This window comes from Capnocytophaga sp. FDAARGOS_737 (assembly GCF_009730375.1).
Lineage (GTDB): Bacteria > Bacteroidota > Bacteroidia > Flavobacteriales > Flavobacteriaceae > Capnocytophaga > Capnocytophaga leadbetteri.
The window spans coordinates 1,747,401-1,773,541 of the sequence record NZ_CP046316.1 but is presented as its reverse complement, the minus strand read 5'-3'; the positions used below and the strand labels follow the sequence as shown (position 1 = coordinate 1,773,541).

Annotated in this window: 23 protein-coding genes and 3 tRNA genes; 10 read left to right on the top strand and 16 right to left on the bottom strand. The window is 40.7% G+C overall.

The features are described from left to right. Positions 1–47: 47 nt before the first annotated feature. The 5 genes from FOC45_RS08020 to bioD all read right to left on the bottom strand — a co-directional run bounded on the left by FOC45_RS08020 (position 48) and on the right by bioD (position 3,345). A tRNA-Gly gene (locus FOC45_RS08020) sits at positions 48–120 on the bottom strand. Positions 121–351: 231 nt separating this feature from the next. Then, positions 352–437 (bottom strand) — tRNA-Leu (locus tag FOC45_RS08015). 30 nt (positions 438–467) lie between these two features. Further along, a tRNA-Gly gene (locus tag FOC45_RS08010) sits at positions 468–540 on the bottom strand. A 125-nt stretch (positions 541–665) separates the two neighbouring features. Then, entirely contained in the window at positions 666–2,453 is a 1,788-nt protein-coding gene (gene argS, locus FOC45_RS08005) for an arginine--tRNA ligase (RefSeq protein ID WP_009391212.1), read from the bottom strand. A gap of 277 nt (positions 2,454–2,730) precedes the next feature. Next, a complete protein-coding gene (gene bioD / locus FOC45_RS08000; RefSeq protein ID WP_009391214.1) occupies positions 2,731–3,345 on the bottom strand; it encodes a dethiobiotin synthase in 615 nt (204 codons plus the stop codon). Between the two features lie 186 nt (positions 3,346–3,531). Here bioD and FOC45_RS07995 point away from each other — a divergent pair, with 186 nt between their 5' ends. Continuing rightward, the gene (locus tag FOC45_RS07995) at positions 3,532–4,464 is read left to right on the top strand and encodes a malate dehydrogenase (protein WP_009391215.1); all 933 of its coding nucleotides are present in this window, start codon (positions 3,532–3,534) and stop codon (positions 4,462–4,464) included. Positions 4,465–4,548: 84 nt separating this feature from the next. On the opposite strand, the gene FOC45_RS07990 is transcribed toward FOC45_RS07995, so the two are convergent. The 6 genes from FOC45_RS07990 to FOC45_RS07965 all read right to left on the bottom strand — a co-directional run bounded on the left by FOC45_RS07990 (position 4,549) and on the right by FOC45_RS07965 (position 13,571). Beyond that, positions 4,549–5,343 (bottom strand): DUF481 domain-containing protein, encoded by a 795-nt coding sequence (locus tag FOC45_RS07990; protein ID WP_009391216.1) that lies wholly within the window; start codon positions 5,341–5,343, stop codon positions 4,549–4,551. Next, positions 5,340–6,653 (bottom strand): (Fe-S)-binding protein, encoded by a 1,314-nt coding sequence (locus FOC45_RS07985; RefSeq protein ID WP_009391217.1) that lies wholly within the window; start codon positions 6,651–6,653, stop codon positions 5,340–5,342. The genes FOC45_RS07990 and FOC45_RS07985 overlap by 4 nt, the downstream gene beginning before the upstream one ends. Positions 6,654–6,665: 12 nt before the next feature. Further along, positions 6,666–7,616: an MlaD family protein gene (locus FOC45_RS07980; protein WP_009391218.1), complete on the bottom strand. Its 951-nt coding sequence runs from the start codon at positions 7,614–7,616 to the stop codon at positions 6,666–6,668. 19 nt (positions 7,617–7,635) lie between these two features. After that, entirely contained in the window at positions 7,636–8,745 is a 1,110-nt protein-coding gene (locus FOC45_RS07975) for an N-acetylmuramoyl-L-alanine amidase (protein ID WP_009391219.1), read from the bottom strand. Between the two features lie 72 nt (positions 8,746–8,817). Further along, on the bottom strand, positions 8,818–10,809 hold the full coding sequence (gene ligA, locus FOC45_RS07970; protein ID WP_009391220.1) for an NAD-dependent DNA ligase LigA: 1,992 nt from the start codon (positions 10,807–10,809) through the stop codon (positions 8,818–8,820). A 23-nt stretch (positions 10,810–10,832) separates the two neighbouring features. Beyond that, complete coding sequence (locus FOC45_RS07965; protein WP_009391221.1) at positions 10,833–13,571, bottom strand: putative LPS assembly protein LptD; 2,739 nt, start codon at positions 13,569–13,571, stop codon at positions 10,833–10,835. Positions 13,572–13,883: 312 nt separating this feature from the next. On the opposite strand from FOC45_RS07965, the gene der reads away from it, so the two are divergent. The 9 genes from der to FOC45_RS07920 all read left to right on the top strand — a co-directional run bounded on the left by der (position 13,884) and on the right by FOC45_RS07920 (position 22,398). Beyond that, positions 13,884–15,188, top strand: a complete 1,305-nt coding sequence (gene der / locus FOC45_RS07960) for a ribosome biogenesis GTPase Der (protein ID WP_009391222.1) — start codon at positions 13,884–13,886, stop codon at positions 15,186–15,188. Beyond that, on the top strand, positions 15,188–15,493 hold the full coding sequence (locus FOC45_RS07955; RefSeq protein WP_009391223.1) for a nucleotidyltransferase family protein: 306 nt from the start codon (positions 15,188–15,190) through the stop codon (positions 15,491–15,493). The genes der and FOC45_RS07955 overlap by 1 nt, the downstream gene beginning before the upstream one ends. Then, positions 15,483–15,818, top strand: a complete 336-nt coding sequence (locus FOC45_RS07950) for a DUF86 domain-containing protein (RefSeq protein WP_009391224.1) — start codon at positions 15,483–15,485, stop codon at positions 15,816–15,818. The genes FOC45_RS07955 and FOC45_RS07950 overlap by 11 nt, the downstream gene beginning before the upstream one ends. 29 nt (positions 15,819–15,847) lie before the next feature. Further along, positions 15,848–16,828 carry a D-alanine--D-alanine ligase gene (locus FOC45_RS07945; RefSeq protein WP_034540596.1) on the top strand — a complete coding sequence of 327 codons (981 nt, stop codon included), beginning with the start codon at positions 15,848–15,850 and terminating at the stop codon, positions 16,826–16,828. A gap of 7 nt (positions 16,829–16,835) precedes the next feature. Continuing rightward, positions 16,836–17,288, top strand: a complete 453-nt coding sequence (coaD, locus tag FOC45_RS07940; RefSeq protein ID WP_009391227.1) for a pantetheine-phosphate adenylyltransferase — start codon at positions 16,836–16,838, stop codon at positions 17,286–17,288. 32 nt (positions 17,289–17,320) lie between these two features. Further along, on the top strand, positions 17,321–19,162 hold the full coding sequence (gene glmS, locus FOC45_RS07935; protein ID WP_009391228.1) for a glutamine--fructose-6-phosphate transaminase (isomerizing): 1,842 nt from the start codon (positions 17,321–17,323) through the stop codon (positions 19,160–19,162). Between the two features lie 137 nt (positions 19,163–19,299). Next, a complete protein-coding gene (locus FOC45_RS07930) occupies positions 19,300–21,072 on the top strand; it encodes a long-chain fatty acid--CoA ligase (protein WP_009391229.1) in 1,773 nt (590 codons plus the stop codon). Next, on the top strand, positions 21,069–21,995 hold the full coding sequence (locus FOC45_RS07925) for a bifunctional riboflavin kinase/FAD synthetase (RefSeq protein WP_009391230.1): 927 nt from the start codon (positions 21,069–21,071) through the stop codon (positions 21,993–21,995). The genes FOC45_RS07930 and FOC45_RS07925 overlap by 4 nt, the downstream gene beginning before the upstream one ends. Then, positions 21,958–22,398 (top strand): dCMP deaminase family protein, encoded by a 441-nt coding sequence (locus FOC45_RS07920; RefSeq protein ID WP_009391231.1) that lies wholly within the window; start codon positions 21,958–21,960, stop codon positions 22,396–22,398. The genes FOC45_RS07925 and FOC45_RS07920 overlap by 38 nt, the downstream gene beginning before the upstream one ends. Positions 22,399–22,485: 87 nt before the next feature. Here FOC45_RS07920 and FOC45_RS07915 read toward each other — a convergent pair whose 3' ends face one another. From FOC45_RS07915 to FOC45_RS07895, 5 genes are read right to left on the bottom strand one after another with little or no spacing between them, the layout of a single operon-like run. Continuing rightward, entirely contained in the window at positions 22,486–23,277 is a 792-nt protein-coding gene (locus FOC45_RS07915) for a zinc ribbon domain-containing protein (protein ID WP_009391232.1), read from the bottom strand. Positions 23,278–23,279: 2 nt separating this feature from the next. After that, on the bottom strand, positions 23,280–24,377 hold the full coding sequence (locus FOC45_RS07910; RefSeq protein ID WP_009391233.1) for a Nif3-like dinuclear metal center hexameric protein: 1,098 nt from the start codon (positions 24,375–24,377) through the stop codon (positions 23,280–23,282). Between the two features lie 8 nt (positions 24,378–24,385). Further along, positions 24,386–24,937, bottom strand: a complete 552-nt coding sequence (locus FOC45_RS07905; RefSeq protein ID WP_009391234.1) for a tyrosine-protein phosphatase — start codon at positions 24,935–24,937, stop codon at positions 24,386–24,388. Next, positions 24,934–25,587: an RNA methyltransferase gene (locus tag FOC45_RS07900; protein ID WP_009391235.1), complete on the bottom strand. Its 654-nt coding sequence runs from the start codon at positions 25,585–25,587 to the stop codon at positions 24,934–24,936. The genes FOC45_RS07905 and FOC45_RS07900 overlap by 4 nt, the downstream gene beginning before the upstream one ends. Before the next feature lie 23 nt (positions 25,588–25,610). Further along, positions 25,611–26,123, bottom strand: coding sequence for a GNAT family N-acetyltransferase (locus tag FOC45_RS07895; RefSeq protein ID WP_009391236.1), 513 nt, complete (start codon positions 26,121–26,123; stop codon positions 25,611–25,613). Positions 26,124–26,141: the final 18 nt, after the last annotated feature.

Below are 26,141 nucleotides of genomic sequence, written 5' to 3'. Positions count from 1 at the left end.
TTCTTAAAGGTGTTCATTTAACAATTAATAATTGCACATTAAAAAAGAGCGAAAAACGGGTCTCGAACCCGCGACCTCAACCTTGGGAAGGTTGCGCTCTACCAACTGAGCTATTTTCGCTTATTATGCTGCAAAGGTACAACAAAATTTAATACCTGCAAATTTATACCTGAAAAATTGCACTTACTACTGGAACTTACATTTTTAGTTTACCTGCACTTTCAAGCTCAGACTCAGCCTTTATTGTATTACCAATTTTGAAAGATAAGTCCATAGTCAAAATATTTTTAAAGGTTACGTAAAAGCAAAAAATCATTACTCTCGTTAGAAAGTAATGATTGTTTTAAGTCGTACTCGGAGCGGGACTTGAACCCGCACAGGCATTGCTGCCCACTGGATTTTAAGTCCAGCGTGTCTACCGATTCCACCATCCGAGCATCATCGTTATATGTAAGTAACAAAAAAAGAGCGAAAAACGGGGTTCGAACCCGCGACCTCAACCTTGGCAAGGTTGCGCTCTACCAACTGAGCTATTTTCGCTTGTGTTTTTCAGTAAGTTTGCAGCTGATTTGTTTCTCATTTGCGGTGCAAAGGTACAACAAATTTCAATACCTGCAAATTTTTTCTTACTTTTTTTACAACTTTTTTTGCTTCAAAAAGCTAACTTACATTCTTTCAGGCACTTGTATTCCTAACATTTTAAACGAAGCGGCTATAATTTCGCCTATTTTCTCGCATAAAACTACTCTGAAGTGCAACTTCACAGGCTCTTTTTCCCCTAAGATGGATACGTTTTGGTAGAAAGAATTGAAGTCTTTTACCAAGTCGTATACGTAATTAGCTATCACAGCAGGACTGTATTCTTCGGCTGCTTCTTGCACAATAGCAGGGAAAAGGGTAATACTTTTTAGCAGTGCTTTCTCTTTTTCGTGCAGAGTATCAGGCATAGCTGTGCTGTCTGCGACTCCCATTTCGGCGTATTTCCGCAAAATCGACTGTATACGCGCGTAAGTGTATTGTACAAAAGGACCTGTATTCCCTTGGAAGTCGATAGACTCTTTAGGGTCGAAGAGGATGCGCTTCTTGGGGTCTACCTTTAGTATATAATACTTCAGTGCCCCTAAGCCGATAGTGTGGTATAAGGCTTCTTTTTGCGCTTCGGTATAACCGTCGAGCTTGCCGAGTTCTTGCGAAATCTCCTTAGCGGTTTGCTCCATTTCGGCTATAAGGTCGTCAGCATCTACTACAGTACCTTCGCGACTCTTCATCTTGCCGCTTGGTAGGTCTACCATACCATAGCTGAGGTGGTATAAGTGCGAAGCCCAATCGTATCCTAACTTCTTGAGTATCAAGAAAAGCACTTTGAAGTGATAATCCTGCTCATTACCCACCGTATATACCATTCCCTTTACATCGGGGTAGTCTTTCACGCGCTGCGTAGCAGTCCCCATATCTTGGGTGATGTATACCGAAGTGCCGTCAGCACGCAGTACCAACTTCTCGTCTAATCCATCAGCGGTAAGGTCGCACCATACCGAGCCGTCTTCTTTTTTGAAGAAAACACCCTGTGCTAATCCTCTCTCTACAATGTCCTTCCCTAATAAATAGGTGTTGCTTTCGTAGTAATACGAGTCGAAATCTACCCCTAAATTCTTATAAGTCACCGCAAAACCATCGTACACCCAGCCGTTCATCTTTTTCCAAAGCGATATCACTTCAGGGTCGCCGGCTTCCCATTGGCGCAACATCTCCTGAGCGGCTACAAATATAGGGGCTTGCTTTTCGGCTTCCTCTTTGCTTTTTCCTTCGGCTATCAGTTGCTGAATTTCCTCCTTATAAGCCTTGTCAAAAGCCACGTAGTAGTTGCCTACTAGCTTATCGCCTTTTAAACCAATACTTTCAGGGGTTTCGCCGTTGCCAAAACGTTGCCACGCAATCATTGATTTGCAGATGTGTATCCCTCTATCGTTGATGATTTGGGTTTTATACACCTTATGTCCAGCAGCTTTTAGTATTTCAGCTACCGAATACCCCAAAAGGTTGTTGCGTATATGCCCTAAGTGCAGCGGTTTGTTAGTGTTAGGCGATGAATATTCTACCAAAATCGCCTCTTTGCTGTTAGGGGCAGCCAAACCAAAGTGCTTATTTTCTCTGATTTGGTCTAAGAAATCGATGTAATAACTATCGGCTATCACAAGGTTCAAAAAACCTTTAATAACGTTGAAATCGCTAACTAAATTGCCAGCGTGTTTTTTCAGATAGTCACCTATTTGTTCGCCAATTTGCACAGGGTTTCCTTTGATGTGGCGCAATAAGGGGAATATCACAAGGGTAATATCACCGGTGAAATCTTTGCGAGTTTGCTGTAGTTCAACGGTTTCTAAATCAACGCTGTACAACTGCTGTACGACCTGAGTGATATGCTGTTTTAAAGTGTCTTGTAAAGTAAGCATCGGTATTGTCTTTATTTTAAAAGTGCAAAGGTAATAATAATTTGCCAATTTGTCAATTTGTTGATTTTGCCAATCAGGTCAAACACACAAAAGTCTGCTCATTCTTCCCAGCCTTCCCAATCCTCCCAGCCCTCCCAGTCCTCCCATACTTTTTATATATACTTACACCGAACGATGAACGAACGATAAACGAACGATGAGCGAACAATAAGCGAACAATAAGCAAAAGGTAATTGACAAATTGACAAATTGACAAATTGACAAATCGGCAAATTAGCTAATTGCCAAATTTCCCCGCGTATTCTGCGATGACATTTTTGTCAAAATAAGGTTCTTCATCTATATGCAGTAGCACTGGTAGTTGGGTTTTATGCAAAATAAACGACTCAGTTGAAGGGTTAGGTGTGCCGCTGAATACAATGCCATACACATCTAAACCTCTGTGCTTTAGGGCTTCGTAAGTGAGTAACGTATGGTTGATACTGCCTAAGTAATGGCGCGATACCAGTACGATTTTATCGGTAGGGCGGAGTAGGTCGAGCATCGTGTCGTCTTCGTTTAGTGGCACGAAAAGTCCGCCAGCAGCCTCTATAACCAAGTGGTTATCAGTCTCAGGGCGCACTATCTTAGATAATTCTATGCGTATGCCATCTAATTCAGCTGAAAGGTGCGGACTGGCAGGAGTATGAAGAGCGTAACTATTGGGGTGGAAAACAGTGCGTGTGTTAGAGATAAGTCGGCGTACTTTGTCGGTGTCAGAATTCTCCAAATCGCCTGACTGTATGGGCTTCCAATAGTCAGCTTCAAGAGCTTCGGTAAGGATAGCCGAAACGATGGTTTTTCCTACTTCGGTAGAAATACCTACTACAAAATAAGTGTCTTTTTTCTTCATTTTGATTGTTTTTTTTGATTTTTCAGAAAGCAAAATTACTAGTAAAAAATTAAATAACCATCGCCAGTACAAAAAAATGTTAAAAATATTTTAAATATAATTTGCAAGATTTGGTAAAAGTTCCTACATTTGTAGCTCGAAAATAACCTTCGGGAAGAGCATTTCCCGACCTAAATAACAGTATATATGAAAGTTACAGTAGTAGGAGCTGGTGCAGTAGGTGCCAGCTGTGCAGAGTACATCGCTATTAAGGACTTTGCTTCTGAAGTAGTATTAATTGACATCAAAGAAGGTTTTGCTGAAGGTAAAGCTATGGATTTGATGCAAACTGCCTCTCTCAACGGGTTTGATACTCGTATCGTAGGGGTAACTAATGATTATGCTAAAACTGCTGGTAGTGATGTAGCAGTGATTACCTCTGGTATTCCTCGCAAGCCTGGTATGACACGCGAAGAGCTTATCGGTACCAATGCTAACATCGTTAAATCAGTAGTAGAACAGTTGGTGAAATACTCACCAAACGTGATTGTAATTGTAGTGAGCAACCCTATGGACACTATGGCTTATTTGGTACACAAAGCTACCAACTTGCCTAAAAACCACATCATTGGTATGGGAGGCGCGCTCGACAGTGCTCGCTTCAAATACCGTTTGGCTGAAGCGCTAAATAGTCCTATTTCAGACGTAGATGGTATGGTAATCGCTGCACATAGCGATAGTGGTATGCTACCACTTACTCGTTTGGCAAGCTACCGCGGAGTGCCTGTTACCGAATTCCTTTCAGCTGACCGCCTCAACCAAGTAGCCGAAGATACTAAAGTAGGAGGAGCTACCCTTACTAAATTATTGGGTACTTCAGCTTGGTATGCACCAGGAGCAGCTGTTTCAGCTTTAGTACAAGCTATTGCTTGTGACCAAAAGAAACTTTTCCCTTGCTCAGTATTGCTCGAAGGCGAATACGGCGAAAAAGACGTATGCGTAGGTGTGCCTGTAATTGTAGGTAGAGATGGTGTTGAGAAAATTGTAGAAGTAAAACTCAACGATGCTGAAAAAGCGAAATTTGCTGAAAGTACTGCCGCTGTACGCGAAGTAAACAAAGCGTTAGCTGGTGTGTTGTAAGATTTTTGTAATCATAATAGAAAAATAGGCTGTCCTAATAACAAGGACAGCCTATTTTTTTATCTGTATCATAAATCATTAGCACTACCACGAAATAAATACGCCCCCAGTAGTAACCAAGTACATCTTCTTTATGGGCACAATAGGTTTGGTATGCTGAATGAGCTGGTAAGAAAGCCATATACCAAAATTTTTAGTGATATGATGCTTTAGTTGTAAATCGTAGGCAAAACGTGGATTTGCGATATTGCTATCTAAGCGCGAATGCATATAACCGCTGGTGGTAAGCTGCCACTTCTCGCTGAAGAGTATTTTGAAGCCTATAGCTAAGCGGGTTTTGAGGGTACGCTGGTGCAGAGTGATATTCTCGCCTGTATACTTAGGAACACCGTCCATATTCCATTTTTCGTATTCGTAAAAAAAACCGAGACCGCTAGTTAGGATAAAATGCTCTGATTGTATAAGTCTATACCTCGACTGCATACCCGAGGCTACCCGCAACAGCAACCCCCGTGTAGGCGACCATACCAATTCGGCAAACGGATAAACCTCTAAGCGTGGTTTTACTAAATAGCGATATTCCATATGTAGAAAACCATTGCTGACGTTTACAGTATTGCCAAAAGCAGTAATCTCTAACTGATTGATAAGGGTAATAGCTTTTTTCTTCTGAAGTAGCCAACTAACATTGGCATTGTTTTTAAAACTGAAGAAGTTCTCTTTTTCAGTTTTGAAGTTGAGTTCAGGCGCAACAGAGCCTTGCCAAGAGCGGGTGGTATCAATTACCGTAGCGAGACTCTCGGTAAATATAATCTGTGCGCGCAAGGTTAGGAGGGGACACAGTAGGCTAAACAGTAAGCAGTAGCGTAAGAAGGTCATATATTTACTATTTGGGCACGGTCGGCTTGGCTATAAGCCCACGGTGCTCCGTTATTCTCTATATTGGTCATCATAGCATTTAGCTCGGTAGGAGCCGCTGATTGCTCCATTACTGAGTATTGGCGCAGCTCCATAATAATACTCACCGGACTAATGCTCACAGGGCAGGCTTCGGCACAAGCGTTGCAAGTGGTACAAGCCCATAACTCTTCCGCCGTGATGTAATCGCCTAATAGCTGTTTGCCATCATCTTCAAACTTGCCGTGCTTATCGATGTTCTTACCAACTTCTTCTAAGCGATCGCGGGTTTTCATCATAATGGCACGTGGTGAGAGCTTCTTGCCAGTAAGGTTTGCCGGACACTCATCGGTGCAACGTCCGCATTCAGTGCAAGTGTAAGCACTCATTAGCTGTACCCACGTAAGGTCGGCTACATCTGAAGCCCCAAATTTTTCAGGAGGGGAAGTGTCTTGAGCAGCAAAAGGGTCAGCAGTAGGGTCTAACATTAGTTTTACCTCACGTGTCACCGTAGGATTTACTTTTAGTGCTCCTAAAGGTTGAATAGAGGCGTAGTAGGTATTAGGAAATGCTAATAATATGTGCAGATGTTTAGAGTAGTATAAGTAGTTTAAGAAGCACAAAACCCCGATGATATGCAACCACCAACAGCTACGCTCTATCGCTATAAGAGTAGGTACAGAGGTGTGTTGCAATAAGGGTACTATATATTGACTGATGCCGAAAGCCCCAGTAGAAACGTAGTGAGGGGCGTGTAGGGCTTGTAGTTGGGTATCGGCAGCGTTCATTAGCAGAAACAGACTCATCATCACCATTTCGGCATAGAGAATATTGTTAGCATCTTTTTTAGCCCACCCTTTTAGTTCAGTTTTCTGAAAACGAGGTACTTTTAGTATATTACGCCGTATCCAGAAAGTGATAACAGCTATAATAACTAAAAGAGCTAACCCCTCAAAAGCAGTGATTAAGAAGTAGTACCAAACTCCTAAGCTAGCAAATATGCGGTGAGAGCCTGTAAGTCCGTCAATGATGATTTCTAAAAGCTCTATGTTGATAATCAAGAAGCCTGCATATACTATAAGGTGTAGTACGGCTACTATGGGGCGCACTAACATCTTTTGTTGCCCAAAGGCTATACGCAGCATATTCTTTAGGCGTTTGCGTTTGTGGTCGGTTACTACCTCAGGGCGACCTAAACGTATGTTGCGTATGAGTTTGCGTATATTATAAATGAAAAAGCCTCCTCCTATACAGAGAAGTATCGCAAATACTATGTTAGGGAGGAAGCTCATTATACGTTTATATTATTCTGATTTTTCTTCGTCTTGAGGTTCGTATACTTTGGCTTTTTTGCCAAAGATAGAGAAATGTACGTAGCGCTTAGGATTTAGGCGGAAGTCTTGCAGCAACAGCTCTAACTGTTTAGCAGACTTGTCTAAGTCTTTGTATAGCGCTTCATCTTTCATCAGTTTGCCTATAGTGCCTTTGCCCCCTTCTATATCAGCCAAAAGGGTATTGAGGTTGTTAAGAGTAGTTTGAGCATCGGCTATAACCTTGTTAAGTTCAGCTTCTGATAGTTCGCCAGATACTTTAGCCAAATCAGTAGTGATTTTATTAGCGTTTTGTAGGGTAGAGCGCAGGTTGCTTTGGCTATCAGCTAATAATTTATTGAGGGTAACTGATGCTTGGTTGAGGTTGCGCATAGTAGCACTGATTTCAGCTATAGCTACTTTTAGGTCGTTAGAGGTTTTAGCATCTAAAATCTTATTTACACCGGTAAGGGTAGTATCAGCCTGATTGAGTAAATGGTTTAGTTTTTCTTGAGTAGGCTTAATAGAAGATGAGATAGACGCAAGCATATCTTCTTGAATACGCGCTTCGAGTACATCGCCTGATACCGCTATAGGGGCATTGTCAAAAGCAGGGATAATCTGAAGTCCAGCACCGCCTAATAAACTGTTGTACAGCTCGGCTACACTATTTTTAGAGAATGAAAAATCGTCAGAGCACTCCATAGTGATTTTGATTTTTGCTGTTTTCTCTTCTAAATCAACAGCTTCAACACTACCTACTTTTACTCCGTTTACAGTTATTTGAGTACCTGTTTTTAATCCGCCTGAATGAGGGAAGTAAGCGTAATAGGTATTGGTTTTATTAAATATAGATTTTGATTTTAGGAAGTTAAATCCTACGAAAAAAGCAGCAATACCTGCTATTACTATAATGGCTGTTTTTACTTCTTTTGATAATTTCATCAGTTTTTATTTATAGGTTCTATTTTTCTATTTGTTTAGCTTTCTCTATAGTGATTCGTTTCCCAAGATAAAAAGCCGCTATATAAGCATCTTTGTAGCCTTTTTTTTTAGCATTACTCAGTAGGGTAAGAGCCTCTTTGTGTCGTTTAGCATTGCCGTAATAATACACATATACTTTGCCGTCTTTTTCTGTTGAGATAGGCGAGAGCCCTTTGAAGTTAAACGGCTTAGCTTCCAAGCGTTTGGGACTAGACGAAATTTGCACTTTGTAAGATACACTCCCCTTTTCGGTAGGGTGGTTTGCAGGCTGTTTTCTGCCTGTGCCGTGTACTGATACAGTGTCGCTAGGCGCTACGTATGAACTTTGCCCTTGTATCCATTTTTTATAGGTTAGGATAGCTGTAGCAATGTTTTCGGCAAACTCTTCTTGCCCTTTCTCTGAGGTTAAGAATTTTCGCTCTTCGTTATTAGTAAGAAAGGCCGTCTCGATAAGGATACTAGGCATATAGGTTTGGTGCAGCACTATGAAGCCTGCTTGGCGCACACCTCTGTTGGCGCGCTTCATAACCCCTGTTAGCTGACTTTGCACTATCTTAGCCAATTGTATGCTTTGCTCTAAAAACTCTTCTTGCATAATAGAGAGCCCAATAATAGACTCGGGAGAGTTGATATTGTACTGGGCATACTTCTTCTTATAATCATCTTCTAGATAGATTACTGAGTTTTCAGCCTTAGCTACCTCGAAGTTTTGTTCGTTAGCATTCAACCCTAATACATAAGTTTCAGCCCCTTCTACTTGTGTTTCGTGGGCGTTGCAGTGTATCGATACGAATACATCTGCTTTGTTTTTGTTGGCGATAGCTCCTCGCTCGTATAGGTCGATAAGCTCATCGGTTTTGCGGGTGTAAATAACCTTGATGTCAGGGTGAGCTTCTAATTTCTTTCCTACCAGAAGGGCTATTTTTAGCACTACGTCTTTCTCATAAATAGTTTTATTGACTACCTTACCAGGGTCTTTTCCTCCGTGCCCTGCGTCTAAAACTACTTTGAAAACGGGTGTCTTCTGAGCATACCCACTCAGGGGAATAGCCCAGCATAACCAGAAAAGTATGAGGCGTAAAAGTTTCATCAATTAGTTTTTTGTTTTAATTGGGGGCAAAGATAACGGTTTTAGCTTACAATGCCAAACTTCCCTACATATTTAACTGATTATTAACGCTTCAAATTCTTCTTCACTTATCATTTTTACCCCTAAGCTTTCTGCTTTTTCTTTTTTGCTAGGTCCCATATTATCGCCTACTATTACATAGCTGGTTTTAGATGAGATAGACGAACCTACTTTGCCACCATGTTGCTCTATAAGGGTTTTGAGTTCATCGCGTGAGTGTAGGTGGAATACCCCTGATACTACAAAAGTGAGCCCTTTTAGCTTGTCAGTCTGCCCTTCGGTAGCCTGTTCGCTTAGGGCAAATTGTAGTCCGTAGCCTTTTAGACGCTCTATAAGGGCGCGGTTATAAGCATCGGCAAAGAAACTCACTACACTGCTAGCTATCTGGTTGCCTATTTCGTCTACTTCTATTAGCTGCTCAATAGTAGCTGCTTCGAGGGCTTCTATGGTTTTGTAGTGGCGTGCCAATTTCTTGGCTACAGTCTCGCCTACATATCTGATGCCTAAGGCAAAAAGCACCCTCTCAAACGGTATTTCTTTTGACTTTTCGATGCCTTTTACTATGTTTTCAGCACTCTTTTGTGCCATACGCTCTAAAGGTAGCAGTTTGGCAACAGTTACTTCGTAGAGGTCGGCATAGGTGTGTATGATACCAGCTCTAAAGAGTAGTTCTACTGTTTCCTCTCCCAAGCCCTCTATATCCATTGCTTTGCGCGAAATAAAGTGCTGTATCTTGCCTGTGATTTGAGGAGGACAGCTGTTGCTATTAGGGCAGTAGTGCTGTGCTTCGCCCTCGTTGCGCACTAAAGCTGTGCCACACTCAGGACAATGGGTGATATATTGGACTTTTTCCGCATTGGCTTCGCGTTTTTCTAAATTCACCCCTACTATTTTCGGGATAATCTCTCCGCCTTTTTCTACATATACTGAGTCGCCTATGTGTATGTCGAGTTTTTCTATCTGGTCGGCATTGTGCAGCGAGGCACGCTTCACGATAGTGCCGGCTAAAAGTACGGGCTGTAAGTTGGCTACAGGCGTAATAGCCCCTGTACGACCCACTTGGTAAGAGATGCTCTCTAAAAGGGTATCTACTTGCTCGGCTTTGAACTTATAAGCCATCGCCCAGCGCGGTGACTTAGAGGTGTAGCCTAATTCTTCTTGCTGTGCTATGCTGTCTACTTTCACCACTACGCCATCGGTTTCGTAGGGTAGGGTGTGGCGCTTGCTATCCCATTCGTTGATAAAGTCCATAACTTCGGCAGTTGAATGGCATAGTTTAGAGATGTTTGGCACTTTGAACCCCCAAGCGCGTGCTTTTTCTAATCCCTCAAACTGACTCTTTATGCCTGTGTCGCCTACTAAAAAGTATAACAAGCAGTCTAAGCCGCGTTTAGCTACTTCGGCAGTGTCTTGCAGTTTGAGGCTTCCGCTGGCGGTATTGCGCGGATTCATAAAAGGGTCTTCGCCTGCAGCAACGCGCTCTTTGTTGAGTGCTTCAAAAGCCTTTTTAGGCATTACTATTTCGCCGCGGATATAGAAACGCTCAGGATAATCGCCTTTTAGCTGTAGAGGCACTGAACCGATGGTACGCACATTGGCAGTAATATCATCGCCTTGAATACCATCACCACGTGTAGTAGCTTGCTTGAGTTTGCCATTTTCGTAGAGCAAATCAATAGAAGCGCCATCATACTTTAGTTCGCAGGTGAAGTTGATTTGGTCACTACCTAAAGTCTTGATGATACGTTGTTCCCATTCTTCTAAATCTTCTTTAGAATAAGAGTTGTCTAACGAGTACATACGATACTCGTGCACCACTGTAGGGAAGTTTTTGGTAATAGTACCCCCCACACGTACTGTAGGCGAGTTCTCGTCGTAATACTCGGGGTGCGCTTGCTCTAATGCCTGTAGTTCTTTGAGTTTTTGGTCGAACTCAAAGTCGGAAATAGTAGGCGTGTCGAGCACGTAATAATTGTAATTATGCTGATTAAGCTCCTCGCGAAGCTGCTGTATTTTTTCTTTCATTCTTATACACTATACTTTTGTCTTTATCGTAAGATACGGTCTGGTTCTTTGTTTTTCTCCCATTTTAGGTCAGAAAGCATTGAGGCTTTGATACCAATAAAGAAGTACCAAGAGGTGCGGTAACCAAAAGGGGTGAATTGAAAACTCATTTTGAAACTGTTCAGGTCGCGCTCGAAACGGAGCTGGGTGTATGTAAACCCTTTGTTTACAAAGTCGTAACCGCTCGAAAGCCCTACTTGCCACTTAGGGGTTAGCGATACATTGCCCGAGAACATCAGTGAGTTATTAGAAATCATACTTTCGCGCGCTTGATTGCTGTAAGTGAGTGAGTGCGCAAGCGTTAAATCCCAAGGGATAGTAGCCTGATAGAACTTTTGCTTCTCGTCTCCGTCTTTCTCCTCTTTCTTATCGCCAATATGCTGCACGTCATTTAGTGGCTTAGAAGACCCAAATAGGTCGTCAGTACGTCCGCCCGATACGTTGCCGGTACTCTTTTTATCCTTGCCGTTCTTGTCTTTCTTGTCCTTTTTGTCTTTGTTAGAGAAAGAATAGTTAGTAGAAATGTTGGCATTGGTTAGCCTAAAAAGGCTACCACCATTGTTGATATTCCACTTTTCCATTTGTCGCCCGTTATTGTCGATAGCATACGGATTGAGAGTGGCACCAAAATTAACCCCTAATTTGCCATTGAACAGAGCTGTACCTCCTGTAACGTTCACCGGACTGAATTGCTTGGTTATCACGTTGTAGTTAGAGCTGAAGTTGAGGCTGTTTAGTAGCATAACCTTTCGTGGAGCCGTTTCGGCACTGTCTTTTTGCTTCATCTTAGCCTCGAAAGTGTTAGCAAGTGAAAAGCCTATTGACTGCGATTCGTGTAGCCCTGGGGTGCCATAGATACCCCCCTCGAAGCGCGAGTACTGCATACGATTGCCATAAGCATCGGATATGTAATAATCATAATACTGGTCGAATGATGGGGTGTAGCCATAGCTTACTGAAGGGCGCATCACGTGACGGATAGCTTGTATGGCTGACCCTTTTTTGAAGCGGAAAGTACCATAAATGGTAGTTCCTAAGCTAGCCCCTAAGTTGTACGTCATAAAACGGTCGAAGCCGCTAAGGGTATCAATGCCTACCTTGCCAATAGTGCTATTGAAGTTGTTTTTGCGTATGGTTTTGAACTGCCAAGTTTCGTTGATAGATGAGTTGAGCCCTAAGGTGATGTATTTCATTAGTTTAGCAGTGGTGCTAATTGGGATAGAGTGTTGCACCCCATTGCGCGCCTCGTTGAACATTTTCTTTGAAAAGAAAAGGCTATCGTAGGTAGCAAAACGGTTGTCAGCCTGCATACTATACTGTAAGTTCAAACTCTTGATAAGTCCTTTTTTGGTTTCGCCCTCTTTAGCAAAAGGGTAAATACGCTCTACACTTCCGCGCAGCGAAGGCAGGGTCATATCTATACTTTTGGTGTTCGTATTCTGCGAGTGCGATGCCGATACAGACAAGTTCACCGAAGGCGATGAAGGAAAAGTCTTAGAGTATGACACTGACGACATCATCGTGTTGTTTAGGAAGTTAGAGGTATTAGCTTGATTATACGACTCTTGGTAGTACCTACTATTGCTCGACAGGTTTACAGAGGCTGAAAAGTTAGAGTTAGGGTTTGCCTTGCTGTCCTTGCTATGCGTCCACTGTATGCTGTACATCTGACTGCCCGAATAGTCGGGTAAGCCCCTCATACTGTAGATGTTATTCTCATAAGTAAGGTTGAAGCTACCGGTGTATCTGTAGCGCTTCACATAGGCCGATTGGGCACGCAGTCCGTAGCTGCCATTAGTGTAATAATCGGCTGTGAGGGCAAGGTCGAAATTATTGCTAACTACAAAGTAATAGCCTATGTTCTGAAGGAAATAACCGCGGTTATTCACCTCGCCAAAGGTAGGAAAGATAAGCCCTGAAGAGCGCCCCGATACCATTGGGTAATAAGCAAATGGGATAGCGATAGGGGTAGGGATATCGACTATATACATATTGCTGAAGCCTGCGATAATCTTCTTTTTAGGTACGAACTTAGCTTTGTATACTTTGATGTAATAATCGGGGTCGTCGAGGTCTTCGGCCGTAGTAATGATGGCGTTGCGCATAAAGTAAGTAGAGTCGTTCTCTTTCTTGATGATTTCGCCCTTTACATTGTTCTCGTCCTGCTTAGTGTAGGCGTTGCGGATAATCGCCTTTTGGTTGCGGTAGTTGAAGCGGATAGAGTCCGGCTCAATAACATCACTACCCTGCTTAAATACAGGGTGCTGGCTATACTCGCCAAGACTGTCTTTTAGTCGCCCAGCATATACTTCACCTTTTTGAAAGTTGATAACATCTATCCCTGCAGTAATATCAATATCAGTATATTGCACATTGGTTTCGTTGTGCAAGATGATTTCGTGGGTGGCTTTGTTGAAGACGATACTATCTTTAGCCTTGTATTTTACCACATCTTCTAAAGCCCCTTTAGGTTTTTTGATAGTGTCTTTTTTCTTGAGGGTATCGGCCTTAGCTTTAGGCTTTTGAGGTTTGGGTCGCCTGCCGCGTAGTTGGACAGGCAACTTAGGTGTTAAGCTATCTTTTTTGAGAGTGTCGGCTATAGAAAAAGGATATTCATACTGAAAACCGCCTTTTCTAAAGGCAAAAGTTTCAGCGTACCAAAAGCAAGAAGTGATTACTAATAAGCTAATAATGAATGTTATGGTGCGTTTATACTGTTGCAAAGTCTTTTCTGATTAGATGTATTTTGAGGGCTCAAAAGTACGACTTTTTTTTGAATTGAGAGTTATTTTTAGGGATTTTTTGAATGACAAGCTGGGAAGGCTGGGAGGTATAGAGAGGCTGAGAAGGCTGTGAGTAGGATATTTTTATGGGTTAGGGTGGTTTAATAGACGCTTATCCTTCGGTGTTCGTATAGTGTTCGTATAGTGTAAGTATATCTAAAGTAAAGGGAAGGACTAAAAGAAATATTTTCTGCTGTGGTCATTTGTCATTTGATAATTATTTACTATCTTTGCAAAAATAAATTAACTAATATGAGTGCTATTGTAGCAATAGTGGGGCGCCCTAATGTAGGTAAGTCGACCTTTTTTAATCGTTTGATAAAACGCCGTGAGGCGATAGTTGATGCCGTAAGCGGCGTAACCCGTGACCGCCATTATGGCAAAACGGATTGGAATGGTGTGGAGTTTTCGGTTATCGATACAGGAGGGTATTTGGCCGGTGGCGATGATACCTTTCAGAAAGAAATTGATAAACAAGTAAATCTGGCTATTGACGAAGCTGATGCTATCATCTTTATGGTGAATGTAGAAGACGGTTTGACCGGTATGGACGAATCGGTAGCTGCCCTATTGCGCAAAAGTAAAAAGCCTGTTTTTGTGGTAGTTAATAAGGTGGATAGCAATAACCGCCGCGATGATGCCCACGAGTTTTACGCCTTAGGATTTGAGCATTTGTTTTCTATATCGAGCATTAATGGTAGTGGTACCGGCGACTTGTTAGACGAGCTAGTGAAAAACTTACCTGAAAAAGAACAGAAGGAGGAAGAAAATCTGCCACGCTTTGCTGTAGTGGGGAGACCTAATGCGGGAAAATCGTCATTTATTAATGCTCTTATAGGCGAAGACCGCTATATAGTGACCGATATAGCAGGGACTACTCGCGATGCTATTGATACGAGATACAACCGCTTTGGTTTTGAGTTTAACTTGGTTGATACGGCTGGTATTCGCCGTAAATCGAAGGTTAAAGAAGACCTTGAGTTTTACTCAGTGATGCGCTCTATTCGCGCTATTGAGCACTCTGATGTGTGTATACTGATGCTCGATGCGACACGCGGCTTTGAAAGTCAGGATGCTAATATCTTTTGGCTTGCCCAACGCAACCGCAAAGGTATAGTGATATTAGTTAATAAATGGGATTTGGTAGAGAAAGAAAATAATACGGCTAAGGCTTACGAGGCTGCCATTCGCAAAGAGATAGAACCTTTTACTGATGTGCCTATTATCTTTGTGTCAGCCCTTAATAAACAGCGTATTTACAAGGCGATAGAGACGGCGGTAGAGGTGTATAACAACCGCACTAAGCGTATACCTACCCGTCAGCTTAACGAGGTGATGTTGCCAATAATAGAGAACTATCCGCCACCAGCTATCAAAGGTAAATATGTGAAGATAAAGTTCTGTACCCAATTGCCTACACCGATGCCGCAGTTTGCTTTTTTTGCTAATCTGCCGCAGTACGTAAAAGACCCTTATAGGCGTTTTATTGAGAATAAACTCCGTGAAAACTTTGATTTTAAAGGAGTTCCTATTGATGTGTATTTCAGACAGAAGTAATGAATCATCTTTTAGAAGATAATAAGCTAAAAATAGATGCTTTGTGCCAAAACCACAAGGTAAAGACCTTATATGCTTTTGGTTCGGTACTTACCCCAAAGTTTAATGAAAATAGCGATATAGATTTGATAGTAGATTTTAAACAGCAAGATGTATCGGAATACGCGGCTAACTATTTCAATTTAAAATTTGCTTTGCAAGCTATTTTCAACCGAGAGATTGATTTATTAGAGGAAAAAGCGGTTAAAAATCCTTATTTTTTAGCGCATATTAATTCAAAAAAACGACTTATTTATGCAGATTGAAGTAAAAGTTTGGTTATATGATGTGCTTAATGCTATTGTTGAGATAGAAAGTTATTTTGAAGAACATACTACTTTTGAAGAGTTTAAAAGTGATTTGAAAACCAAAAGAGCAGTAGAAAGAAATATTGAGATAATAGGAGAAGCTATGAATCGTATTTTGAAGAAAGATAGTGAGATTCAGATAACACAAGCACGTCAGATAGTAGATGTTCGCAATAGAATTATACACGGTTATGATACTGTTTCTGATGAAATTATTTGGGCAATAGTATGGCAGTATATACCAGTACTTCAAAAAGAAGTCTCTAACTTATTAGAAGAGTGAAAAAGGGACTTATAAACAAAAAACGTGATATGAAGAAAAATATAGCAATAATAATGGGGGGCTACTCTGATGAAGCTCCTGTTTCTTTAAAAAGTGCAAGGGTGGTAGCTAATCACCTTAATAAAGAAAAGTACACACCTTACTTAGTGCGTATCGATAGAGATAAATGGGTGTATGTAGATGAACAGAATGCTGAATACCCTATCAACCGCAATGACTTTTCAGTAGTAATAAACGGGCAAAAGATTACTTTCGAGGCGGTGTTTAACGCTATTCACGGTACCCCAGGGGAAGACGGTTATCTGCAAGCGTATTTTAATCTGATAGGCGTGCCCTTAACAGGCTGTAGTATGTACGCTTCGGCATTGACCTTTAACAAACGCGATATGTTATCGGTGCTAAAACCTTTTGGTATTCTTTCAGCTCCGTCGTATTATCTGAATAAAGGGGAAAACTATAGTACTGCCGATATAGTAGCTAAAGTAGGCTTGCCTTGCTTTGTAAAACCTAATAAGGCAGGTAGTAGCTTAGGCGCTAGCAAAGTAAATGAAGAAGCTGCCCTAAAAGAGGCTATTGATAAAGCTTTTGCGGTAGATGATGAGATACTTATAGAAAGTTTCTTGAAAGGAACTGAGATTTCTATTGGTGTGATTAAGTATCGCGGAGTCATAAAGGTGTTGCCAATGACTGAAATAGTGTCAGAAAATGATTTTTTTGACTATGACGCTAAGTATAATGGCAAATCGCAAGAGATAACCCCAGCGCGCATTTCGGAAGAGATGACGGCTAAAATTAACGCTTTGGCAGAGCGCGTGTACCGACTATTGAAAATGGAAGGTTTTAGTAGAAGTGAATTCATTATAGTAGGGGATACCCCTTATTTGTTAGAGATGAATACGACCCCAGGTCTTTCGGAAGCGAGCCTATTGCCACAGCAAGCTAAAGTAGCGGGGATTAGCTTGGCAGACTTATTTGAAAGCGAGATAGAACGAGTACTTAATACTAAATAATTAACCATTGAAAAGAGCTTTATTCCCCGGGTCTTTTGACCCTATTACGTTAGGACATTTTGATATTATACGCCGTGCTTTGGCTCTATTTGACGAAATAGTAGTAGCCATAGGTGTAAATGGTGATAAGAATTATATGTTTACCGTTGAACAGCGCAAAGAGTTTATAGAAAAAGCCTTTGCCGATGAACCCAAAGTGAAGGTAAGTACTTATCAGGGACTGACAGTTGATTATTGCAGAGAAATTGATGCTCAATTTATCTTAAGAGGGCTTCGCAACCCTGCCGACTTTGAGTTTGAGAAAGCTATTGCACATACTAACCGCACCCTATCTAAGATAGAAACTGTCTTTTTGCTTACGGCAGCTCGTACCTCTTTTATATCATCGTCTATTGTACGCGATGTAATTCGCAATAATGGTGATTATACGGTATTAGTGCCCGAGAGCGTAAGAGTATAAAATGAAAAAAGGAAACTTAAAAAATAAAAAATATGTGTGGAATCGTAGGTTATTTAGGCAAACGTGCCGCTTTTCCCATCGTGATTGATGGACTTAGACGTTTAGAATATCGAGGCTATGACAGTGCTGGCTTTATACTAAACGCCACAACTTTTCATACTGAGAAAACTAAAGGTAAAGTATCTGACTTGGTGGCTAAAGCAGGAGCTGATGTGCCTGCTTATGGTAGCGGTATGGGGCATACGCGTTGGGCTACCCACGGAGTGCCTAATGATGTTAATTCGCATCCTCATCTGTCTAATTCGGGCAAGATAGCTATCGTGCATAACGGTATTATTGAGAACTATGCGAGTATTAAGCAAAACCTTATCAAAGAAGGATTTACCTTTCATTCTGACACCGATACTGAGGTATTAGTGAACTTTATAGAATATTTTAAACAAAAAGAACAAAAAGACTTAGCTACAGCGGTACGCTACGCCCTTAATGAGGTAGTAGGAGCTTTTGCTATTGCCGTAATGGAAGAAGGCAATCCGCAAGAGATAGTAGTGGCACGCTTAGGGAGTCCGCTGGTAATTGGTGTAGGTAGTGATGAGTTTTTTATAGCTTCAGATGCTTCACCATTTATTGAATACACCCAAAATGCTGTGTATTTAGAAGATGGCGAAATGGCCACTATTCGCCTAAACGAGCCTTTAAAAGTGATTAAAATAGGCAGTAATGAGGCTGTGAGTCCTTTTGTACAGCAACTGAAGTTAAACCTTGATGCTATAGAAAAAGGAGGTTATGACCACTTTATGCTCAAAGAAATTTACGAGCAACCTAAGTCGATACAAGATACAATGAGAGGTAGGTTGTTGCCTGACCATACTACTAAGCTATCAGGAATTGAAGCGCATTTGGAAAGCTTTCTCAATGCTAAACGCATCATTATTGTAGCTTGTGGTACCTCGTGGCACGCTGGGCTGGTAGGTGAGTATCTCTTAGAAGAGTACGCACGTATCCCTGTAGAAGTAGAATACGCCTCGGAGTTCCGCTACCGCAATCCGATTATCAATAAAGATGATATCGTTATTGCTATCTCGCAGTCAGGAGAGACCGCTGATACTTTGGCAGCTCTTAAATTGGCAAAAGAGAAAGGCGCTTTTATCTATGGAATTTGCAATGTGGTAGGTTCTTCGATAGCTCGTATTACCGATTCGGGTACTTATACCCACGCAGGTCCTGAAATAGGAGTGGCTTCGACCAAAGCCTTTACTACACAACTTACAGTGCTTACCCTTATCGCTTTGCACTTAGGACATAAGAAAGGTACTATTTCTGACGAGACATATCAGCGTTTATGCGAAGATTTGGGCAAAATTCCTTCACTTTTGGAGATTACCCTTAATAAAGTGCACGATAATGTGAAAGCAATAGCAGAAAACTATAAGCACGCTACTAATTGTTTGTATTTAGGACGTGGTTTTAACTTCCCAACGGCTTTAGAAGGGGCTTTGAAACTGAAAGAAATATCGTATATTCACGCTGAAGGTTATCCTGCTGCAGAGATGAAGCACGGGCCTATAGCCCTTATTGATGAGAATATGCCTGTAATATTTATTGCACCAAACAAAGGGCATTATGATAAGGTAGTATCTAACGCTCAGGAGATTAAGGCACGAAAAGGCAAAATTATAGCCGTAGTAACAGAAGGGGATACCCAAATGGCAGGTCTGGCTAACCACGTGATTGAAATACCTGAAATTAGTGAGGCTCTTACGCCAATCTTGGCTTCTGTGCCTTTGCAATTGCTCTCTTATTACATCGCTATTAAGCGCGGTTGCAATGTAGATCAGCCTCGCAATTTAGCCAAATCGGTAACTGTTGAGTAGAGATAATGTGTTAATTTTTTTAAATAAGAATGAGTCAGTTTGCGCAAAAGAAGTGAATTGACTCATTGTTTTATTTGCCATTTAACAAAATTTTATTACTTTTGCACACATAACCAAAAATAAAAAACAAAAGAACAATGAATACCGTTACTCGTTTGTTTGATATTCCTTATTATCAACAAACTAAATACCCATTGGACGATGCTTTTGCAACCAAATACAATGGGAAGTGGGAAAAGACTTCAACACAAACTTATATTCAGAAAGCGAACTGCGTAAGTAGAGGATTATTGCGCTTAGGAGTTAAAAAAGATGATAAAATAGCTGTCATTTCGAGTACTAATCGCACTGAATGGCACATCTTAGATATTGGTATCCTACAAATAGGGGCGCAAAATGTACCTATCTATCCTACCATTACTTTAGAAGATTTTGAGTACATACTAAATCATTCAGAATGTAAGTATTGCTTCGTCTCTGATAAGGTGTTATTAGATAAAATTACTTCTATCAAAAATAAATTACCGCATCTGATTACTATTTTTACCTTTGATACAGTTGAGCTTGCTCACTCTTGGCAAGAAATATTTGATTTAGGAGCAGATGAAAGCAATCAACAAGAGGTAGAAGACCTTAAAAATAGCATTAAAAAAGATGATTTAGCAACTATTATTTATACTTCGGGTACTACTAATCGCCCTAAAGGAGTAATGCTCTCTCACTGGAATATTATTTCTAATATTATCAACTGCCAAGATAGGCTTCCAATCTTACCAGGTTCTACAGCGCTTAGCTTTTTGCCGGTGTGCCATGTTTTTGAGAGGATGCTTACTTATCTTTATCAGTATGATGGATTGCGTATTTATTTTGCTGAGTCTATCGAAAAAATAAGTGAAAATCTTCAAGAAGTTAAACCGAATATCCTTACAGTAGTACCACGCCTTATAGAGAAGATTTATGATAAAATATTTGCTAAAGGCACAGAACTTAAGGGGATTAAGAAAAGGCTTTTCTTCTGGGCACTCGGTTTAGGATTTCATTATGAACCTTATGGTGCTAATGGCTTCTGGTATGAAATTCAATTGAAGATAGCGCGCAAACTTATATTTAGTAAGTGGCGTGAAGCCTTAGGAGGGCGTATACAGATGATAGTCTGTGGTAGTGCCGCGCTTTCTCCGCGTTTAGCAAAAGTATTTTCTGCAGCAGGGCTTACTATTATGGAAGGATATGGGCTTACTGAGACTTCGCCTGTGATCTCTGTTAATCGAGAATCAGGTAGGTATTGGAAAATTGGTACCGTAGGCAAGCCTGTAAATAATGTAGAGGTAAAAATAGCTGAAGATGGGGAAATTCTTGTTAAGGGAGAAAATGTGATGTTAGGCTATTATAAAAATGCGGAACAAACCGCTGAAAATATTACTGATGGCTTCTTTCATACAGGCGATATTGGTGAATTGGATGCTGAGGGCTTCCTGAAAATAACAGATAGAAAAAAGGAAATCTTTAAAACTTCAGGAGGAAAATATGTATCCCCTCAGCTTATTGAAAACCAGTTGAAGCTCTCTCGTTTTATTGAAAATGCAATGGTAGTGGGTGAGGGAGAGAAGATGCCTGCTGCTATTATTCAGCTTAACTTTCCTTTTGTGAGGGAATGGGCAAGACGCCATAACCTAAAAATAGGTAATACAAATGCCGAAATAGCTAAGAATGAGGAGGTTCATAATCGTGTAGCCCAAGAGGTAGAAAGGGTAAACAGACATTTGGGAAAATGGGAACAGGTAAAACTCTTTGATTTTACCCCTGACGAATGGACGATTGACGAAGGACTTCTCACACCTACCCTCAAGCTTAAGCGCCGTGTTATAAAAGAAAAATATATTGATATCTATAATAAGTTTTACGACAAGTGAGAGAAATAACCGATATTACTACTTTTACCTCTGAAAAGCCAACTGTCATTACTATTGGTACTTTTGATGGTGTACATCTGGGGCATCAGAAAATTATCAAAAGGGTGGTAGAAACAGCACACAAAAACGGACTATTGGCTACTGTCTTTACTTTTTTTCCTCATCCGCGTATGATAGTACAGCACGACCAGCAGCTGAAGCTTATTCATACGCTGGCAGAGAAGAAACAGTTTCTACAGTCGCTTGGGGTTGATTTGCTTATTGTACAACCTTTTAATGAGGCTTTTGCGAACCTTTCTGCTGAAGCTTTTGTGTTTGAGCTTTTAGTGAAGCACCTCCGTGCTAAAAAGGTAATCATAGGTTATGACCACCATTTTGGTAAAAATCGGACTGCTAATATTGATAATATGCGTCTTTTTGGGGAACAATATGGTTTTTCAGTAGAAGAAATTTCGGTGCAAGAGGTAGATGAGGTGTCTGTTAGTTCTACTAAAATAAGACAAGCTCTTAATGAAGGGAAGGTAGAGATAGCTGAACATTATCTTGGAGTACCTTATAGTTTTACGGGTAAAGTAGTACACGGCCTCAAATTAGGTAGAACTATAGGCTTTCCTACAGCTAATCTTCAGGTAGAGGCTTCTTATAAACTGATACCTAAAGATGGGGTATATGTAGTGTATAGTCTTATTGAGGGGCGAAAAGTATACGGTATGATGAGTATAGGTAAGAACCCTACTATTCAAGGGAAAGGAGCTTCTATTGAGGTTTATTTCTTTGATTTTAACCAAGACCTTTATGGACAAGATTTGACTATATATTTTGTGAAATATCTCCGTGAAGAACGGAAGTTTTCATCAGTATCACTTCTTAAAAAACAAATTCAAGATGATGAAGCAGCAGCAAGAAAAGCAATTGCGCTATGATAAAGCTTATATGCGAATGGCTATGGAGTGGGCTAAACTCTCATATTCTCAGCGCAAGCAAGTGGGAGCTATAATGGTAAAAGACCGTATGATAATATCTGATGGTTATAATGGTACGCCTACTGGTTTTGATAATTGCTGTGAAGATGAAGAGGGCAATACCCATTGGTTTGTGTTACACGCTGAAGCAAATGCTATAATGAAAGTAGCGGCTTCTACACAATCTTCACAAGGGGCTACGCTCTATATTACAATGTCTCCTTGCAAAGAGTGTAGCAAACTCATTTACCAATCGGGTATTAAGCGTGTAGTTTATAAAGAGGGATACCGCGATAATGAAGGTCTAGTATTCTTAGAAAAAGCAGGAGTTGAGCTTGTACATCTCGAAGAGGTAGAACAATAAAGCTATTATAGGATAGATTGAAATAAAAAAAGACGCTGTTAGAAATTTTGGAAGGTTAAACAGCGTCTTTTTCAAAAAATACATTAATTATGGCTGAGATTGAAAACTCTTGAAAAGAGCTTCCATTTTCTCTTTTTCTTCATCAGCTAAGGCAGCATCTACTAATATACGCCCACTGTGTTCATCAGTGATGATTTTCTTGCGAGAAGCTATCTCAACTTGTACTTGAGGAGGGATAGTAAAGAATGAACCCCCTGAAGCACCACGTTGTATAGGCACTACTGCTAAACGGTTGACTACACTCTCGCGAATGCGTTGATAAGCCTTTAATAAACGCTCTTCTATCTTAGCAGCATACTCTTCAGCTTTTTCTCTTAAGAAAGCTTCTTCTTTTTCAGTTTCAGCTAATACCGAACCTAATTCAGCTTTTTTCTGTTTTAAGTGAGCATCGCGTTGTGCCTTGCGTTCGTCTACCTGCTTAATAGCTTCTTTTTTCTGGTCTACTAATACCTTTCCCTCTTTGATGCGCTTTTCTGCTAATTGTACTTCTAATTCTTGGAATTCTATTTCCTTAGATATAGAGGTATACTCGCGGTTGTTACGTACGTTTTTTTGCTGGGTGCTGTATTTCTTTATCAGCGCCTTCGCCTCTTCTATCTTTGCCTTCTTTTCAGCAATACCTGCTTGTAAGGCATCTAATTCTTCTTTGAATTTTACGTGTCGTTTCTTTAGTCCTTCTACCTCATCTTCAAGGTCAGAAACTTCTAATGGAAGCTCGCCACGTGTGTTCTGTAGTTCATCAATTTTTGAGTCAATAAGCTGTAAATCATACAAAGCTCTTAACTTTTCTTCTACGGTAATATCCACTTTTTGTGCCATATTTACGAATAATATTTGATAGGATTGGTGTCCACTTTTGATATTGAGACTGCAAAGGTAGGAATTTTTTTTGAAAGAAACTCAAATAAAAGTAATTTTATGTATTGTTCGCTTTCATAATGTCCTATATCAGCTAATAATATTTGCCCTTCAGCCTTGAAAAAATCGTGGTATTTAAAGTCTGCTGATATAAAAATATCAGCACCTGCTCGTTTAGCATTTTCGATAGCAAATGTACCGCTACCGCCTAATACAGCTACTTTTTTTATAGGATTTCCTCTTAAAGCACTATGTCTGATACCCTTTGCTTGCATACGTTCTTGTAGTAATGCCAAAAAGTTAGTTTCACTCATAGCTTCGCTCAATTCACCTATCATTCCCATTCCTATATGTTGGTGGTAGTTTTCAAGAGTGTAAATCTCATAAGCTACCTCTTCATAGGGGTGATATTGTAGCAGAGCTTTTAATATAACACTTTGTAGGTGCTTGGGAAATATAACACCTATTTGAGTCTCAGCTTCGGTGTGAAATACATTTGGAGTGCCAATAGTAGGGTGAGAGGCATCATTGCCCTTGTAAGTGCCATTACCTTCAATATTAAAACTACACTCAGCGTAATTGCCTATATTGCCAGCTCCTGCAGCAAACAGTGCCTTGCGGAGCATTTCAGCATCGGCTTTAGGTACATAGGTAATAAGTTTTTGAATAGTGTCAGGCTGAGGTATAAGAATACGTCTGTTTTGTAGCCCTAAACGGTCGCAAATAGAAGCATTTACCCCCTCAAACTGATTGTCTAAAGCAGTATGCATACTGTAGATAGCAATATGGTGCTGTATAGCTTTCATCACTACGCGCTCTACATATGTCTTACCTGTCAGCGATTTGAGTCCGCTAAAGATAATAGGGTGGAAGCTGATAATTAGGTTTGAACCTATAGCGATAGCTTCGTCTATTACTGGCTCTAACGTGTCTAAGGTGATGAGCACTCCCGTCACTTCTTGCTCAGCATCACCTACTAATAGACCTACATTGTCAAAACTTTCTGCATAGTTTAGCGGAGCAAGCTCTTCTAAGGGAGCGATAATATCTTTTACTTTCATTGTGTTATTTATTTGATACCTAAGTGTTGGCGCACTTCAGCTACAGTTTGTTCGGTAAATAGAGCTTCTAAGTTTTTCCACACACTGTGGTAGCCATAAGGTCCATTTAGCATTTCGTGTTTAGCGTCTTTTATACTCCAATTTTGGTAGATAATGCGGTACATAGCTACCATTATACCTGTACGGTCAGCCCCGTGATAACAATGTAAGAGTACAGCACCTTCTTGTTGGTGCTGCCGTATAAGTTTCAGCGTTTGGGCTATTTCAGGAGCTTTGATGCGCCATGTTAGTAACGGATGGTTTATCAGCTTTACGCCTTCTGAAGGAGCAAACAACTTTCTGTCGCCCGAACGGGTGAAGTATCGCAAATTAATAATCGATTTTATAGGAATACGCTTGATAATAGCCTTATCCTCACTTACTAACTGTTCGCTACGGTATAGTAGTTCATCTACCTTATAGAGATTTGCCTCAGCATTCACAAGGGTAGCAGGCTGTTGTCCCCATAAGGAGGGTATGAGGCAGACAAATAAGTAAACGTAGATTAACAGTTTTTTCATAACGTATCTTTTATTTCTTCATAGCGTTTTAATACATCATTCACATTTCTGATAGATTGTTTTGTCCAATGTACTAAGGTATCATAACGCTCTTCTTCGGTTAGTTGCCAGTGTAGGTCGCTGCGTCTAAGTCTATCGGTTAGTTGTTGTAGTACAATGGCCACTGCTACTGATATATTCAGACTTTCAGTAAAGCCTACCATTGGTATTTTCAAAAAAGTATCAGCCTGCGAGAGTACCTGCTCCGAGAGACCTTCTTTTTCAGTGCCAAAGAAGAAAGCACTCTTTTTACTGATGTCAAAATCATTCAGAAAGTAAGCGTCTTTGTGCGGAGTGGTAGCTACTATCTGGTAGCCTTTAGCACGGAGGCTATCTATGCAGTGCTGAGTATTGTCATAGCGAAATACATCTACCCACTTTTGAGCACCCATTGCTATTTTAGCATCAAGGCGTTTGCCGAAGCGCCCCTCTATGCTGTGAGCTTGTTGCACTCCAAATACCTCGCAAGTACGCACTACCGCACTAGTGTTGTGCATCTGAAAAACATCTTCCATAGCAACAGTGAAATGATTAGTGCGTTGTCCAATAATCTCGCGAAAACGCTCTTTGCGCTCTTCGGTTATAAATCTTTCTAAATAGGTTAATAACATTTTTTTGTTTTTTAAGCAATAGGTTAGCCGCTGTATTTCTCAAAAGCTTTGCGTTTTCCTCCTCTCATCATTACCTCACCACAATAATGATACCCCATTTTTTGTAGGAGATGTAGCATAGCCGCATTGTCAAAATTAGTATCAGCGCGTAGCGAATGTATGTGTTGCTCTTTCGCTAATTCCTCTATGTAGGTTAACATTGTTTGCACTAAACCTTTTGCCAAATACTCAGGAGCGATAGCAACGCGATGTATTACCATAAAATCTTCATTGCTAAGCCATTGCCCCTCAATAGTTTTGTAAGCAGGCTCATCGTTTAGTATAAGAGCGCAATAACCTATAATAGTTTTGCCTTCTACTAACACATAACCATATTGTTTGCTGAGGTCGTCAGCGACTACTCCTTCATTAGGATAGCCATCTTGCCATTGGTCGCTACCATCAGCTTTGCGCCTTTCTATGGCAGTGGCTAATATCTCCCAAATAATAGGAGCTTCATTCGCAACCGCTTTTCTAAGGATTATATTTTTATTCATTTTTTTGACATAAAGACT

Bases quoted from the DNA above. Each gene is read 5' to 3' on its own strand.
- argS (WP_009391212.1), bottom strand. From the start codon at position 2,453: ATGCTTACTTTACAAGACACTTTAAAACAGCATATCACTCAGGTCGTA.
- bioD (WP_009391214.1), bottom strand. From the start codon at position 3,345: ATGAAGAAAAAAGACACTTATTTTGTAGTAGGTATTTCTACCGAAGTA.
- FOC45_RS07995 (WP_009391215.1), top strand. From the start codon at position 3,532: ATGAAAGTTACAGTAGTAGGAGCTGGTGCAGTAGGTGCCAGCTGTGCA.
- FOC45_RS07990 (WP_009391216.1), bottom strand. From the start codon at position 5,343: ATGACCTTCTTACGCTACTGCTTACTGTTTAGCCTACTGTGTCCCCTC.
- FOC45_RS07985 (WP_009391217.1), bottom strand. From the start codon at position 6,653: ATGAGCTTCCTCCCTAACATAGTATTTGCGATACTTCTCTGTATAGGA.
- FOC45_RS07980 (WP_009391218.1), bottom strand. From the start codon at position 7,616: ATGAAATTATCAAAAGAAGTAAAAACAGCCATTATAGTAATAGCAGGT.
- FOC45_RS07975 (WP_009391219.1), bottom strand. From the start codon at position 8,745: ATGAAACTTTTACGCCTCATACTTTTCTGGTTATGCTGGGCTATTCCC.
- ligA (WP_009391220.1), bottom strand. From the start codon at position 10,809: ATGAAAGAAAAAATACAGCAGCTTCGCGAGGAGCTTAATCAGCATAAT.
- der (WP_009391222.1), top strand. From the start codon at position 13,884: ATGAGTGCTATTGTAGCAATAGTGGGGCGCCCTAATGTAGGTAAGTCG.
- FOC45_RS07955 (WP_009391223.1), top strand. From the start codon at position 15,188: ATGAATCATCTTTTAGAAGATAATAAGCTAAAAATAGATGCTTTGTGC.
- FOC45_RS07950 (WP_009391224.1), top strand. From the start codon at position 15,483: ATGCAGATTGAAGTAAAAGTTTGGTTATATGATGTGCTTAATGCTATT.
- FOC45_RS07945 (WP_034540596.1), top strand. From the start codon at position 15,848: ATGAAGAAAAATATAGCAATAATAATGGGGGGCTACTCTGATGAAGCT.
- glmS (WP_009391228.1), top strand. From the start codon at position 17,321: ATGTGTGGAATCGTAGGTTATTTAGGCAAACGTGCCGCTTTTCCCATC.
- FOC45_RS07930 (WP_009391229.1), top strand. From the start codon at position 19,300: ATGAATACCGTTACTCGTTTGTTTGATATTCCTTATTATCAACAAACT.
- FOC45_RS07920 (WP_009391231.1), top strand. From the start codon at position 21,958: ATGATGAAGCAGCAGCAAGAAAAGCAATTGCGCTATGATAAAGCTTAT.
- FOC45_RS07915 (WP_009391232.1), bottom strand. From the start codon at position 23,277: ATGGCACAAAAAGTGGATATTACCGTAGAAGAAAAGTTAAGAGCTTTG.
- FOC45_RS07910 (WP_009391233.1), bottom strand. From the start codon at position 24,377: ATGAAAGTAAAAGATATTATCGCTCCCTTAGAAGAGCTTGCTCCGCTA.
- FOC45_RS07905 (WP_009391234.1), bottom strand. From the start codon at position 24,937: ATGAAAAAACTGTTAATCTACGTTTACTTATTTGTCTGCCTCATACCC.
- FOC45_RS07900 (WP_009391235.1), bottom strand. From the start codon at position 25,587: ATGTTATTAACCTATTTAGAAAGATTTATAACCGAAGAGCGCAAAGAG.
- FOC45_RS07895 (WP_009391236.1), bottom strand. From the start codon at position 26,123: ATGAATAAAAATATAATCCTTAGAAAAGCGGTTGCGAATGAAGCTCCT.